This is a genomic window from Streptomyces virginiae (genome assembly GCF_041432505.1).
Lineage (GTDB): Bacteria > Actinomycetota > Actinomycetes > Streptomycetales > Streptomycetaceae > Streptomyces > Streptomyces virginiae_A.
Genome location: NZ_CP107874.1, coordinates 12996 through 27021 on the forward strand (window position 1 = coordinate 12996; position 14026 = coordinate 27021).

General features: G+C 69.8%; 11 protein-coding genes. 6 read left to right on the forward strand and 5 right to left on the reverse strand.

Annotation, left to right across the window (positions count from 1 at the left end; translation table 11 throughout):
- Window positions 1-17 precede the first annotated feature (17 nt).
- Window positions 18-1346 (forward strand): DNA primase family protein, encoded by a 1329-nt coding sequence (locus OG624_RS43210; protein WP_331718521.1) that lies wholly within the window; start codon window positions 18-20, stop codon window positions 1344-1346.
- Between the two features lie 572 nt (window positions 1347-1918).
- Here the strand turns inward: OG624_RS43210 and OG624_RS43215 are convergent.
- Window positions 1919-2275 (reverse strand): hypothetical protein, encoded by a 357-nt coding sequence (locus tag OG624_RS43215; protein WP_331718522.1) that lies wholly within the window; start codon window positions 2273-2275, stop codon window positions 1919-1921.
- Window positions 2272-3063: a ParA family protein gene (locus tag OG624_RS43220; protein ID WP_331718523.1), complete on the reverse strand. Its 792-nt coding sequence runs from the start codon at window positions 3061-3063 to the stop codon at window positions 2272-2274. Before OG624_RS43220 ends, OG624_RS43215 begins: the two co-directional genes overlap by 4 nt.
- Before the next feature lie 302 nt (window positions 3064-3365).
- Here OG624_RS43220 and OG624_RS43225 point away from each other — a divergent pair, with 302 nt between their 5' ends.
- From OG624_RS43225 to OG624_RS43235, 3 genes are all read left to right on the forward strand, one after another.
- Window positions 3366-4331 carry a hypothetical protein gene (locus OG624_RS43225; protein ID WP_371640997.1) on the forward strand — a complete coding sequence of 322 codons (966 nt, stop codon included), beginning with the start codon at window positions 3366-3368 and terminating at the stop codon, window positions 4329-4331.
- 527 nt (window positions 4332-4858) lie between these two features.
- Window positions 4859-5368, forward strand: coding sequence for a hypothetical protein (locus tag OG624_RS43230; RefSeq protein ID WP_371640998.1), 510 nt, complete (start codon window positions 4859-4861; stop codon window positions 5366-5368).
- 693 nt (window positions 5369-6061) lie between these two features.
- On the forward strand, window positions 6062-6379 hold the full coding sequence (locus tag OG624_RS43235) for a hypothetical protein (RefSeq protein ID WP_371640999.1): 318 nt from the start codon (window positions 6062-6064) through the stop codon (window positions 6377-6379).
- 200 nt (window positions 6380-6579) lie between these two features.
- Here OG624_RS43235 and OG624_RS43240 read toward each other — a convergent pair whose 3' ends face one another.
- Complete coding sequence (locus tag OG624_RS43240; RefSeq protein WP_331718527.1) at window positions 6580-7254, reverse strand: recombinase family protein; 675 nt, start codon at window positions 7252-7254, stop codon at window positions 6580-6582.
- Window positions 7255-7453: 199 nt separating this feature from the next.
- Complete coding sequence (locus OG624_RS43245; RefSeq protein ID WP_331718485.1) at window positions 7454-8593, reverse strand: hypothetical protein; 1140 nt, start codon at window positions 8591-8593, stop codon at window positions 7454-7456.
- 126 nt (window positions 8594-8719) lie between these two features.
- On the opposite strand from OG624_RS43245, the gene OG624_RS43250 reads away from it, so the two are divergent.
- Both OG624_RS43250 and OG624_RS43255 read left to right on the forward strand, forming a co-directional pair.
- Entirely contained in the window at window positions 8720-8971 is a 252-nt protein-coding gene (locus tag OG624_RS43250; protein WP_371640990.1) for a hypothetical protein, read from the forward strand.
- A 35-nt stretch (window positions 8972-9006) separates the two neighbouring features.
- Complete coding sequence (locus OG624_RS43255) at window positions 9007-9195, forward strand: hypothetical protein (RefSeq protein WP_371640991.1); 189 nt, start codon at window positions 9007-9009, stop codon at window positions 9193-9195.
- Window positions 9196-9794: 599 nt separating this feature from the next.
- Here the strand turns inward: OG624_RS43255 and mobF are convergent.
- On the reverse strand, window positions 9795-13949 hold the full coding sequence (gene mobF / locus OG624_RS43260) for a MobF family relaxase (RefSeq protein WP_371640992.1): 4155 nt from the start codon (window positions 13947-13949) through the stop codon (window positions 9795-9797).
- Window positions 13950-14026 lie beyond the last annotated feature (77 nt).

Sequence of the window (14026 nt, forward strand, 5' to 3'; positions counted from 1 at the left end):
ACCGCGGGCAGCTGCGGATGGCCGAGCGCTTCATCGCGGAGCACAACGAGAAGCTGAGGTTCGTGCACGGCCTGGGCTGGCACGAGTGGGACGATGCCCGCTGGCTCCTGGACGAACAGCGCGTCGACATGGCGTACGCGGTGGCCACCGTGAAGAACGCGTTGCTCGCGCTCGCCGACATGGAGGGCGACGAGCGAGACGACCTGTACAAGGACGCCCGCAAGTCCGAGTCCGCCTCCGGCCTGGAGGGGTTGCTGAAGATCGCCTCCTCGCTCCCGCCGATCAGCACGCCCTCGAAGGGGCTGGATGCCGACCCGTACAAGTTCAACACCCCCGCGGGCACTGTCCACCTGACCGAGGGCACCATCGAGCCCTGCTGCCGCGCCGACCTGATCACCAAGGTCGCCGGTGCCGCACTGCCCGACGAGGAAGACGGCGAGCCCGCCGGCGCCCAGGAATGGGAGGACTTCCTCGCGCGCATCCTGCCGGACGAGGAAGTCCGGGCCTTCGTACAGCGCCTGTTCGGGTACGCGATGCTCGGGAAGGTCACCGAGCACGTGATGCCGATCTTCACGGGCACCGGCGCCAACGGCAAGGGAACCCTGCGCGATGCCCTGATGGCCGCGTTCGGCGACTACGCCATCGAGGTCGACCCGGCGATCCTGATGGAGTCCAAGCACGAGCGGCATGGCGCCTTCAAGATGCGCCTGCGAGGGGCACGGCTGACGTTCTGCTCCGAGACGGAGAAGGGAAAGCGGTTCGCAGAGGCCACGATGAAGCGACTGGTCGGTGGTGACCCGATCGAGGCGAACCTCATGCACAAGAACCCGATCACCTTCGACCCCTCCCACACGCTCATCATGCTGACCAACCACCTGCCGCTGGTCTCAGGCGACGACCCGGCCGTCTGGCGGCGCATCCTGGTGGTCCCGTTCGACGTCGTGATCCCAGAGGAGGAGCGCGACGGTGGGCTGCCGGAACGCCTGAAGAAGGCCGCTCCGGCCGTCCTGGAGTGGGCGTACGCGGGCTGGCACGACTACATGGAGAAGGGCCTCGCCCCGCCTGAGATCGTCCGCATCAAGACCCAGGCATACAAGGCGTCCAGCGACGTCCTCGGCCGCTTCATGGACGAACGGACTATCGCCTCGCCCCACGCCGTCGTGGCAGCCCGCGAGCTGTTCAACGCCTGGACGAGCTGGTGCCACGCCAGCGGTGAACAGGCGAACAGTGAGGTTGAGTTCTCGAAGAGCCTGGAGGCCCGCGGGTTCGCCAAGAAGCGGACGTCCGCAGGCATGGTCTACCCGGGTCTGATGGTCGCTGGAGAGGACTCTTCCGAAGACTCCTGACCCACCTTGCACAGTGACAGCTCAGCCCCCACCGGGAAGTCCGGTGGGGGCTGTCGTCGTGTAGGGAGCCAAAACGCGCTGACCTGCAGGAATGTAGGGTTATGGAGGGTTTCCCGATAACCTTCCCTGTGCGTACGCATGGAGAGTTTCGGAAAACCCACCCTAACCCTGCACTAGACGCTTCAGGCAACCACTTTTCCACGGTCACTCGGCCACGGCGCAGAGCCCATTCCAGACCTCGCCCGCCTTTGGGTTGCTCGGAGCGAGGTGGACTCGCAGCGCTCGGCCGGTGTGTGCTTTCGAGAGGGGCGGGTGAGGTGGGGTACGGACGGCGCCCGCGCCCGGTGCCGGACGGGAGGCCGTTCGCGGCCGAGTGGCCGGTACCGGTGAACGCGCGGGCGCCACGGGCGGAGAGCCGGGTCTGTCGGGCGCGGACGCGCCCGTCCGCTCTACCCCTCCCTGCTCGGGAGGGCCGGGAAAGCCCGTCGCGGCCCCTACGACGGCCCAGGGGGCATGGCGAAGGCCCGGGAGTCGTTGGGGCGTTCCCGGGCCTTGGAGGGGCTGTGAGGGGCTCAGGCGGGGCTGGAGGGCTCGCCGTTCGCCGGGTCGAGCTGGATCTTGTTCCGCCTGAAGTAGGCGAGGAGGGCTTCCTCGACGATGGTCTGGGGATTGTCTTCCAGCTTCTCGACCGCCGCGGTGAGGAGCTTGTCGGTCTCGGGCAGGATCCGCACGGTGAGGGGAACGCGCTGGGGGCCCTTGGGCCGGCCACGTCGGCGGGAGGGCGGAGGGGACGGCTTCTCCATCGTGGTGGCCTCGGAGGTGTCACCGATCTTGGGACGGGTCAGCTTGGCGGTGAGTGTGGGCTGTTGGGCGGCGACCTGGGCCAGGGTGGATGTGCCGGTGGGGACCGGGCGGTGCTGGGCGTTCACAGGGTGACCTCCTTGATGAAGCGTTCGGCCAGCAGCTCGAAGACGGCCCGCGGTTCGCTGCTGTTGGGCTCGTCGGTGAGGGATCGGGCGGCGCCGTCGGCGTTGCTGATGGCGGAGCGCCGGGGGACGACGCCCCAGAGCTGGTCGCCAAAGTTGGTGCGAGCCCCCCGAAGCTGTTCGACGTGATCGCTCAGACGCTGGTCGTAGTCGGACACCACGATCCCGACGAACGACAGGGCGGGGTTGGCGAGGTCGTCCCGGCTGAGGGCTACGAAGTCGCGGTAGCGGACGGCGGCCTCGACTCCGTCGAAGAGGGGGTCCGTGCTGGCCAGGGCGTAGTGGGCCGCGGCGAGGCCCATCTGGGTCAGGTGGCCGAGAGACGGCGGACAGTCGATCAGGACGTAGTCGAGGTGGTCGTCTGCGCCCTTGAGGGCTTTGGCCAGTCGTCGGTAGGCGCCGACTTTGCCGGCTTCGGGGGAGCGGTCTTCGAGGGTGTATCGGGCGGGCATCAAGGCAATGCGCTCGGCGAAGGGGTGGGGCCAGCCGATCGGCTGCCACACCTGGGCGGCGACGCCTTCGGCGTTCTCCTCGATGGCCTCGGACGTGGTCAACGGAGGGTTGTTGACGTCGTCCTTCCACCCCAGGCGGCGGGAGGCGTTCCCCTGCGGGTCAAGGTCAACCACGCCAACTCTCTTGCCCTGCTTGGCAAGGGACTCGGCCAGGCGGACGACGGTGGTCGTCTTCTTGGCGCCGCCCTTGTTATTGCCGACTGCCACGCGACGGGCCATCAGGGGCCCTCCATTCGTCTGGTCTGCACGTACAGGGATGCAGACTGACAAGCAGACCTGCTGGAAGGCAAGCAGGCACGAACGCCAGCGGCAAAGACAGCGAGTGAGCAGGTGGAACAGCCTGCGGAAAAGTTCTGAAAAGGCCATGGGGAACGCTTGCGAAAAAGCAGGCAGGAAAGTTGACGATGAGGTGCGCGTTATCTAGCAAGATTGGGCGCTGGCGTGTCGGGGTGGTCGCCTGTTTGGCTGACGGTCTGGGGGAAGGGTGCGAGCCCGACGTGTTATCTCGCATGATTGCGCGTATGGGAATGCCGACGGTGCAGTACACGGTGGCGGTGGTGGAGGAGCGGCTGCGACTGCTCGACCTGGTGGCTGAGATGGCCGCAGGCGAGGAGCGGGCCTGGCTGGCGAAGCAGCGAGAGGGGCACCTCGGCCTGCGGGCCGGGAAGCTCGCTCAGGCGAGGCGGGCGACACGGGAGTTGCTGGTCGAGCGGCGTGAAGCCGGTGAACTGGCAGGCAGCCGGGACTGGGTGCTGGTGCCCGGGGTCAGGGCCGAGCTGGCAGCCCGCGACTGGGACCGCGAGTGGCCGCCGATCCCGCCGGGGGCGCTGGCCGCCGGCCGCCGATGGGGCACCGACCCGGTCCGCTACTCCGCCCACCACGACGAGGGGGAGACCCGATTCCTGGGTCGGCTCGGGGTCCGGCTGCCGCACGAACTGGGCGAGCGGCTCCAGCGCGCCTGCTACTGGCACAACGCGGAGATCGAGCAGCAGCTCCAGCAGTGGGCCGACCGCTGGGGAGACGGGCCCGACGTGATCATGCGTCAATCCGTCCGCGAATACGGCGGGGTGACCGTGGTGGCCGGGCTCGCCGCGGCCTTCGCTCCGACCCCGCCCGCCGAGGAGCTCGTGGAGCGCGGCGAGCTGAGGTCGAAGGTGGTCACCACCGGCGACATCCTGCGCGCCGCGCTCGACCACGCCCTGGCCGCCGCTCCCGAGCGGGCACGGCGCGAGCAGACCAGGCTGCGCGCTGCCGTCGCCCAGGCCCGGCGCGAGATCGCCCTCGCGGAGGAGCGCAAAGGCAAGGCTGAGGAAGCGCAGCGCCGAGCAGTAGCGGCCGGCAACACGGAGGACGTCACCAAGGCGGTGAACGACGTCGTGCACTGGAACTCCAGGGTTGTCAGCTGCCGCCTCGAAGCCGAACGGCTCACCGGTCAGGCAGACGGCGTGCGCGACCTGATCAACCAGCTCAAAGCCCGCCGCGACTGACGGCCCGTGCCCGGGGGTCTCCCGAACCCCGGGGCCAGACAGAGCATCCAATCTTGCTAGATAACACGCGCTGGACCGATAAAAGCATGCGAGAAAGAAAGCAAAAACAGAAGCCTAAAAGATGGCGAAAAAGATGACCCGAACACCGTCGGAAACCCTGGCGTGATCGCTGGCCTTAATACCCCTCCAACGTTCAAGCTAGCTAGATTACGCGACACTCGTCGCGGACCATGAAACCCCAGGTCAAAGCCGGTTTTTGGGTGCTTGCAGAGAGCCTTGCAGGGGGCTACTTTCAGACTCCTACAGGGGGAGCCGGGATATCTCTTGCACACGTGGAGGCGTGGATGACGGAGAGCAAAGAGGCACGGAGTAAGGCGCTGGAAAGCTACGGTCCGCATCAGTTTCCGGAGCGAATCGGGTTCGAGTTGTGGAGGTTCGAGCGGGCCCTGGCGAAGGGTCTGATCCCCCCGGAGGACGTCGGGGGCCTACGCTGGTCGGCCGCTGTCGTCGAGGAGGTGGAGGGGAGGGTGGCCGAGATCAGGGCGGCGACGGACGGACTGCCGGACATGGGTGCGTGCAGGGCGGCGGCAGTCCTGGAGGAGAGGTTCGAGGTCAAGGTCGCGTCGGAGGTCCTGGCAGAGCTGGACCGTGTCGGGCTGATCGAGTGCGTCGGTGAGTACAAGGGCCACCCGCTCTACGACGGCCAGGCCCTCGCCGACTTCGCGGACCGGACGGCGCTGGAGAAGGCCAAGCACAACGGCCGGCTGCTGAACCGCACGGCCGCGGCCCGCCACCTCGGCATCAGAGCCTCGGACTTCGACCACCTCACCAACGCCAAATGGCTGCGGCCCACGACCTGGGTACACAGCGGCTGGCAGCGCCGACGAGACGTCCCGTGCGTGGCCTTGTATCGCCTCGGCGACCTGGACGTGCTCCTGGAGCACCCGGCCATCGACTGGGACGAGATCCGGGCCACGCCCAAGGGCCGGCCCTCGCCGCTGGCCAGGCTCACCTCCCGCAAGGCCGCGAAGGTGTAGTCGGATCCCGTGAATACCGCCAGTGGATTCGTCAGCAATCCCGCAGACCTATCCGCAGGTGCTGGCAGCCGCACAAACGCCAGCGCTCCCGCAGTCCTTGCAGCTGGTCTTTCCGTCGGTGTTCTCGCTGGCGGAAGCGCAAGCGGGGTCGCTGGCAGGTCTCACCCATTCGGGTGCGGGCAGATGCCGGCGGACCGGGGCCGTCCGAGGCTGGGCTCATGTCCGCCAAACTGGTCGTCTACCCGCCCGACGAGAATGGCTGGCGCCGGGTTCGATACGGCCCAGTTCTCGTATAGCTGCCGCCAGGTGGCGAGTAACGCTGAGTGACGGGGCTGCGGTCGCGCTGCTGGAGAGCGGCGAAGTCGGCGTGTGCCGTTTCGACGGCTTCGGGGTACGCCTGGGTCTTCTCGTGCTCGGCCAGCGCCCGGTAGATGCTGGAGAGGCTGGGGTTGTGTCCCTTCCGGCGTCCGGTGGGGATGGCCGTCTGGGGCCGATGCCGCAACATCGCCCCGAGATGTGGGAGCTCTGCCCCTCAAGGGACCTGCCCGGAGTCGTATACCTGGCTACCGGTCGTTCGCGCCGAGCTGCGGGGGCACGGCGGCGCCCGCCCTGAGCTCCCTCAGGTCAGGGATGCCACGCCGAGCAGCTCCGAACGCAGGGTAATGAGGTCACTACGATGCGTATTATTGCGGTATGACTGCCGCAACAGAGCTGCGTGCTCAGATGGATTTCCTCGTTCGGGAAGACGTTTCTGGCGCGCTGATCGAGTACACCGAAACAGCGAGCAACGCCGCCTCCGACGCGAGCACCCTTCAACTACCAGATCCCGTCCAGTTCCTGAAGGACAGAGGGATCGACTTGCCCGGAGGCGAGCACCTTAGTGTGGAGTACTCCATCGATGGCCAAGTGCAAGCAGTGGTGGGACCGGAGTGCATCGGAAAGCTCTGCGCATGCGTCAAAATCTGCGAAGAGAAGGGTAAGCGCAAGCACTGCTGGTCGTTCTGCAGGTAATGGCTACGTCTTGTAGAGACTCACTGGCGCTATCGCGTGCCATGGTTGGGGCTTGAGTGGCGGGTCTCTCCGATACCGGCCTTGGGGACCAACGGAGCAGCCAGTATCGATGAGATCGATCATGGACATCTGAGGGTCTGAGGCGTCACTTGGTGATGCCTGTTTGCGCGGGTGGGATCACGAGACCTTCAGCTCCGGCCCTACTCGACGGCGGGCGCGGCCTGGGCGCCGATGACGGGGCGCCCGCCGGCGCCGAGCTCGGGCACGTACTTATAGAGGGTGGTCCGGGAGACCCCGATGAGCTTCGCAATCGAAGTGATGGTCGCCTCAGGGTCGCCGAGCATCGCGCGGGCGTGGCGGACCTGCTCGGCGTTCATCGAGGGTGGGCGCCCGATCCGTTCCCCGCGGGCGCGTGCGGCGGCGATGCCCTCGTGGGTGCCCTGGATGATCAGCTCCCGGATGAACTCGGCGAGCGCGGCGAAGACGTGGAAGACGAGCCTGCCGCCAGGGGTGGTCGTGTCCAGGGATTCGTGCAGGGAGTGGAAGCCCACCCCGCGCTTGCGCAGGCCGGAGACGATGGCGATCAGGTCCTGGATAGAGCGGCCGAGCCGGTCGAGGGAGGGCACCACGAGGGTGTCGCCGGGCCTGGCGTAGTCGAGGGCCTTCCACAGCTCGGGCCGCTCGGCGTTCTTCCCGGACAGCTTGTCTGCGAAGGTCCGCGCGCACCCGGCACCCTCTAGGGCGAGGATCTGCCGGTCGAGGAGCTGGCCCTTGGTGGACACCCGGGCGTAGCCGACCAGGACGCCGGTCAGGTTGGGGGGGAAGGCTTCGAGGACGTCGTCGCCGGCGTCGGCCCACTGGGCGAGGCTGCTCATGCCGGTCACCGTACAGAAACCGGGGTGCCCGATTTCCTGGACGCCAGGACTTTCTGAACGCCCTTTCTGGACAACGAAACTGGTCCCGGAACGGCCGTCCCGGGCGTGTCGCGGGTGTGTGCGGAAAGGGATCGGTTTCTGAACAGGTGCCGTTGGGCTGGATCCAGGCCGAGCCCCGCATTGCCGGGCCGATCTCAGATCACTCCAAGGCCATCCGCGCTTCTCCGGGTTGGAACTGATGGAACGCCAATCGGTGTAGGGCCCGAGCTGGGATCAACGACGCCAGGAAGGCGATGTATGCCTCCAGCTGGTCGAGGAGAGCGGGGTCTTCCAGACAGACCGCGATGCGGTGGCCGTCTGCGCTGTCCTTCACCCCTCCGCCGGCGAGCATCTTGCCCCACCGCTTCCACATCGGATGTGCCTCCATCCGCTGCATGTCGGCGTACGACATGCCCAGGTCGTGCCACCCACTGAACATCTCCGCCGTCAGCTCACCGGTGTGCCGCAGGTACGCGATACGCGCGGACGACACGGCGATGATCTGAACCCGCCGGGCCTGTGGGACGAGGCGGCATGCCCGGATCAGTTTGTCCGCCGGCGCTGCCCGGACCAGTTCGCACTCAGCGTTGAACGTCGGGGCAGCGAGCAACAATCTGCGAATCTCGGCCCGCGCCTGCTCGGCCGCGCCGGGCGGGAACACCATCCGCGCATCTGTGACCGCCCCCTCGACCGGTTCCTCCAGCAGCGACATGAGAGGAATCCCGGGCCCAGTATCTGGCCCGGAGACCCGCAGCATCCTCATGACGACGTCGACCGCTTCGTCCAGGTCACCCGGGTCGATCTCATCGTCGCTGTCCCGGTTCAGTAGGGCCAGCAACTCGGCCAGAGGCAGTGCCGAGCCTTCCTTGACCGGCCCCTCGGCGAAGTCCCGCAGGGTCCACATGCGCCCCTGACGACGAGCCTTTTGGTCGGCTGCCGCCAGCCGCAGATTCGCTGCCTGTTCGGGCGACGCGGCCTCGATATCCATGCCCAACCGCCGGTGCAGCGCCGTAATGCTCTCGACGACCGCCTCCCGCAGAAGCCCGACATCGGGTTCGGTCAGCGTGGCGATCAGAGAGATCGGGCTGCGGTCCGATGCACCCTGCCGAGCGTAGTCGGCCAGCATTCGGGCGCGCTCAACGATCTCGTCGGTGAGTACGGACCGACTGCCCCCGCCGCCGGTGTACGAGCGCGGAAACCTTGGTACGAATCCCTTCTTCTGCCACCGCTCGACCTGGGCCTGCGACGCCCCGGACAGCTCCATCAGCTCGCGCATCGCCGCGCTCGTTGTCCTCGCCATGGGGCCGAGCCTAGAGCCTCGCGAAGTTCCGGGATCGCCCTTCCCATGGCTCTGTTGGTGACATGGCGTCGTGCTGCTCGGCACGGACAAGTCGCCCTGTTCGGGCGGAGAATGCAGGAGGACTTCGTGACCATCCAGATCGCGCCGCTGGCGGCCCTGCTCATCCTCGTGGGCCTCGCCGTGGGGTTCTCGGTCTTCAGGTACACCGGGCGTACGGCCCACGGAGCCGAGGGCCGTGGAGACCTGGGCACCTCGATCGCGGCGGCGACCGCCGTCGTCACGGTGCTCGCGCTGCTGTTGACGCCGGGGTTCGGGCAGGCGTCGGCGAACCCGGTGCAGCCCCCGCCGCACCCGACCCCGTCCGCGGCTACCCGATAGGCGGGGACGTCCTGCGCGGCTGGGACACTTCGGCGATGAGCACCATGCGCCGCCCGCTTGGGCACGGACCGGTCCCCGCCGTCGTCGACCAGGAGTCGCCGGTGGCCCCCCGGCGGACCGCCGCAGAGCGGGCCGCCCAGGACGAGCTCCGCGCGTCCGACTTGGCGTCGGCGACCTCCGCCTCGTCCGGGCGCCGGCCGCTGGGGGAGGGGCCCCGCAGCTGACGGACCGTGCTGGGCAAGCCTGCGAAGGACAGGAGGGCAACCCCTTGACCGGCGAGGGTTCCATGGCGGGCAAGGGGGGTCTGGCCGTCGATTCGCAGGCTTGCCCAGGGTCCCTCGGAGCGCTGGGAGTTGCACCGGAGGTTGTCTGCAGGGGTGGTTGCAGAGGCGGACTAGGCGTTGCACCGGAGGTGTGACCGGGAGTGGGACCCCCCGGAACCGGAGCGGGCGCGTTCCGGCAGGTCAGACCCCGTGGGCAAGCCCGAATCGGAGGACGACACCTCTCTGTCCACGCAATAGCCGTGGTGAGAGGTCTCCTTCGCGGCCGGGGCGGCGGCGCAGACTGCGGCCGTCGCCGACGACTCCGTCCGGCTTGCTCTACAACTTGCCCTACAACCTGCCTTTCAACTTGCTCTCCAGCTTGCTCCACAACTAGCCCTACAACTTGCCTCCAGACCGGCCCGGCTGGAGCTGCGGGGCTGCTGTGACCTGGTGGTCAAGGGGTCGTCCTGCCGGTCCCAGCACGCCGACTACTTCTGTACGACACCCTCCCGAGACGACGGGGACGGCAGAACTTCCTGTGCCTACCGCCCCCGCGCCGATCAGGGCCGTACCCGGGGTCCCTTCTGCTGTGGTGCCTGCGCCGCCGCTGCCGGGGCTGCGGCCGACGCCTGCCGCTTCTGTTGCTGTTGCTGGGCTTCGGCCAGGCGCGCGCGGAAGACCCGTGCCGCGGCCTCGGCCTTGTGGAAGTCGGGGTGCGTCTCGGCGAGGATCCGGCGCCGCTGCTGCTCGGCCTGCGCCAGAGCCGCGTGGCCACGCCAGTTCGTGGCCTCCTGCATCGCGGCCTGGACGACGCCGTGGTGCTCGCCCAGCTTCCGCTCGTCGAGCGCGTCCTTGGCCTGGGCCTGCTCCGGCACCCGCTGCTGGCGCATGTCGGCCAGCCGCTGCGCGAGGACGTCCAGGGCCGGCGCATGTCCGGTCGCGCCGAGGGCATCGGCGTACGGGCTGGACTTCACCGCCTCCCAGGCGGCCAGGCGGGCGTCGTCGCTGGCCCGCCGTGCGCGGGCCTGCTCGTCCTCGCCGCCGATGGCCTGGCCGAGGTAGTGCTCGTGCAGCTGCTGAACTTCCTTCCTGCTGCTGCCGGCCAGCCGCAGCGCGATCCGGGACGTCTGCAGCTGCCGGGTGATGTCCGGCAGGATCACCTCCCGGGCCTGCTTGGCCTGCGCGTCGGCCACCCGTGCCCGGCCCGCTTCCTCGAACGCCGTCGTCAGGTGCGCGACGGCCTGGTCGAGGACGACTCCGGCGTCGCGCGCCCACTGCTGGCCGCGACTGGCTCCGGCGGCCCGCTCCTGCTCCATCCGCCCGGCCAGGACCTGGTGGGCCGCGCGGGCCGCGGCCGCCTTCTTCTCGTACGCCTCCACCTTCTTGAGGAAGTAGACGAGGTCGTCGGCGAGGGCCGTGTCGATACGGCTGCCGTACGGCCGGACCTTCCAGTCCGGGACGTCCGGCTCGGCGCCGTGCTCCTGGCGCTCTCCGAGGGCCGGCTCCTGGTGCTGCTGGAGGCGGGCCTGCTTCTCGGCGTGGCGGCGCCGGGAGTCCTCGGTCGAGCCCTGGGTGGAGGTCGACTTCATCCGGGCCGCCCGCGCGGACACCACCCGCCGGGCTTCTTGGAGGGAGGCCTCGACGTTCTCGCGGGCCCGGACCTGCTCGGCCTCGACCTGGTGCGGCACTGCCACGGGCTCCGGGGCGGGCCGCAGCTCGTCGGAGACCATGCCGTCGGGCTGGGACTGCCCCAGGAAGCGGGCGAACGCGGAGACCGCGCGGTGCAGCTGTTCGGTCTCGGAGCGGGCGGCCCCGAGCAGCTGCTGGGTGCGCTGGTCCTCGATGACCTCCAGGGGCAGCCAGAGGTGGTTGGCGTGCCGGGCGCGGGTGATGCCCGGGTAGGTGGCGAACGCGTTCGCCCCGTGCCCGTACAGCAGGCTGGTGTGACAGGTCAGGCCCTGGGAGGCGGCCACGGTCATCGCGTAGCCCAGGGACAGGGCGCCGGCGCCGATGTCGTCCGGCCGCATCCACGCCGACTCGGTCCGGACGCTGCCGTCGGGGTTCCGGTCCTTGGTCCGCCAGGTGATCTCGACGTGCCGGTCCTCGCGGATCGCGGTCACCACAGCGCGGTACCCGTTGAGGACGTCGGGGCCTTCGCCGCGGCGGGAGCGGTAGTCGTTGACGCGGACGCGGACCAGGTCGCCCTCGGCGAGGCTGAGGGAGCCCCCGCCCGGCAGGGCGTAGGTCTGCTCGGCGCCGAGTTCGCCGGCGGCCCGCCGGATCTGCTGGGCGCCGGAGTTGAGCGCGTCGACGTCCACGTTGCGCGCGGCGAGGACCACCAGGTTCTCCACCAGGTCCTGCTCGTCGGGCCAGACCCGGCGCAGCTCGTCCCACGCCATCAGCATCTCGGAGCGGGCCTCGTCGGCGGTCGCGACGGCGTGGACCCGGCCGCCGGCGGCGAGCATTTCCAGCGCCCGCTGGTGGTCTCCGGTCCGCCACACCTCCAGCGCGGCCCGCTCCGCCTCGTGCTCCTGGCGGCGGTTCTCGGTGAGGACCTCGCCGTCGACCAGCCGGTGGACCTCGCGGAACCAGCCGCCCACGCCCACGGCCTGAAGCTGCTTGGGGTCGCCGATCGCGACGAGCTTCGTGCCGGTGCGGGCGGCCTCGGCGAGGAGCTTGGCGGCAGAGCGATCGTCGGTCATCACCGCCTCGTCCAGGACCAGGACGTCGACCCCGGTCAGACCCCGGCCGCTCTCGATCTGCTGCAGCCAGGACGCGACCGTGCGCGACGGGATCGCGGAGGCGTCCTCAAGCCCCTTGGCGCCGACGGCGGACAGGCACGCGCCCGCGTACGTCGTGCCGGTGGCGTCCCACGCGATCCGGCACGCGTCCATCAACGTGGACTTGCCCGCCCCGGCCACGCCGATGACGGCCTCGACGCCGTGCCCGGCGGTCAGCAGGCGCGTGACGACCTGCCGCTGCTGGGCGGACAGCTCGAACCCGGCCGCCACGGAGAAGACGCTCATGGCCGCCTCGGCCTGGGCGGCGGTCAGCCGGACGGAGCCGTCGCCGTAGCGGGCGGTGGCCTGCTCGATGGCGGTCTCCTCGGCGGCCAGGACGTCGGCGGTGGTGTACCGGTCGGTGCTGCTCATGACGGTGGAGCCGACGTGGGGCAGGGCCACCGCGTACCCCTCGACGCGCAGCACGTCGTCGGCCAGTCGCTCCAGCGCGGCCGGGTCGTCGCCGATCCCGTACGGCAGGGCGTTGCCGACGGCGGCCAGGAGCTCGGCCCGGGTGAAGCTCTTCTTCGTGGCGGTCACCCCGTTCTCCGGGTGGAAGACCACGGCGGCGATGTCAGCCGGTGGCGGGATCCGCGGACCGCCACCTGGGCCGGCGAGTGTGGCGCCGCCGTCCGGGCCCGGCCCGCCGGGCGCCGCGGCGGCCACCATCGCGTCGACGTCGACCCCGGCGGCCTCCGCCCGCTCGCGCCACGATTCCCGCATCCCGGTCGCGTCCGCCTGGTGCTTGGCGCGGCGGGTCTCGGCGGCCAGGCGCTGCTGGTCCTCCCGGGTGGCGTCCTCGCCCAGTTCCTCGGTCACCATCGCCGAGCGGCGGGAGAAGGCGTCGCGCAGCTGCTCGGGGATGCCGTCGACCTCCCACGCGCCGGTTGTCGCGGTTTGGGTGCGGCGTACGCCGAACCGCTCGTACGTCAGCGACCTGACGCGGGCCTTGAAGTAGGCGTCGGCGGCGCTGGCGTGACGGTAGAGGTCGCTGCCGGAGTTGGCGACCGAGCGCCACTTGCCGTCCGTGCAGCGCGCCATGTTGGCGATGACGACGTGCAGGTGCAGGTGCGGGTCCCCCGGGGCGCCGTCGCCCATCGGGCGGGCGGAGCGGTGCTCGACGGACCAGCCGACCAGACCACCCGTCGCCAGGCGGACCGGCCGGCCGTCGTCGCTGCCGACCCCGTAGCCGATCCACCGCTCCAGCTGCCGGAACGTCTCCGCCTTCGCCCGGTGCACGATCGCCCGGTAGTCGACCTCGTCCAGCTCGCCCATGAGGCCGGCGAGCACGCTGTCCGACTTGGGGAGGTCGAGGACCAGGTCCCAGCCGCGCACGCGCGAGTCGACGCGGAGGTCCTGGTGCTCCCGCGCGGTCGCCAGCTCGGCGGCGGTGTAGACGTCGGCGAGGTCGAGGCCGGCAGCGCGGGCCAGCTTGTGCAGGGTCTCGACGTGGAGGCGGTGGGCCTCGCCCTTGCGGTTCACCATCCGCTGCTGCTGGCCCAGCTTCTTCTGCTGGTACGGCTTGCCGTCCAGCAGCGCCTCCGGCTCCACCCCGGCGCCGGCCGCGGCGGCCTCGATCGCCTTCACCAGCGGGGCCACCGTGAGCGTCGCCAACTCGTGCGCGCGGACCGACGTGGCCGATCCCGCGAGGCGGGCGCCGGTCTTTGGGTGGCAGCCCTTCATGAGCTGGCGGGCGGCTTCCTCGCCCTCGTGGTCGAGGGCCTGGCCCTCGGTGAGACCGACCGAGTCCAGGCCGGTCCCCATCCAGACGAGCACCCCGTCCGATTGCAGACGGTAGCGGACAGCGGGATCCGGTGAGTCGAGGTCGACGGCCTGGTCGGCGTCGACCACGGCGCCGGTGCTCTCGACCACACCGCATCCGGCGTGCCTGCGCAGCCGGTAGTCGACCTGCTCGTCCGCGCTGATCTCCGTCACCCACGCCACCGGCGCCCCCCGACTTCCCTACGCACCTTGTGCGCTTGTGCTGTTGCTGTTCACCGGCCGGGGCCGGG

Bases quoted from the DNA above. Each gene is read 5' to 3' on its own strand.
- OG624_RS43255 (WP_371640991.1), top strand. From the start codon at position 9,007: ATGAGCACCATGCGCCGCCCGCTTGGGCACGGACCGGTCCCCGCCGTC.
- OG624_RS43235 (WP_371640999.1), top strand. From the start codon at position 6,062: ATGACTGCCGCAACAGAGCTGCGTGCTCAGATGGATTTCCTCGTTCGG.
- OG624_RS43210 (WP_331718521.1), top strand. From the start codon at position 18: ATGGCCGAGCGCTTCATCGCGGAGCACAACGAGAAGCTGAGGTTCGTG.
- OG624_RS43240 (WP_331718527.1), bottom strand. From the start codon at position 7,254: ATGAGCAGCCTCGCCCAGTGGGCCGACGCCGGCGACGACGTCCTCGAA.
- OG624_RS43220 (WP_331718523.1), bottom strand. From the start codon at position 3,063: ATGGCCCGTCGCGTGGCAGTCGGCAATAACAAGGGCGGCGCCAAGAAG.
- OG624_RS43245 (WP_331718485.1), bottom strand. From the start codon at position 8,593: ATGGCGAGGACAACGAGCGCGGCGATGCGCGAGCTGATGGAGCTGTCC.
- OG624_RS43225 (WP_371640997.1), top strand. From the start codon at position 3,366: ATGGGAATGCCGACGGTGCAGTACACGGTGGCGGTGGTGGAGGAGCGG.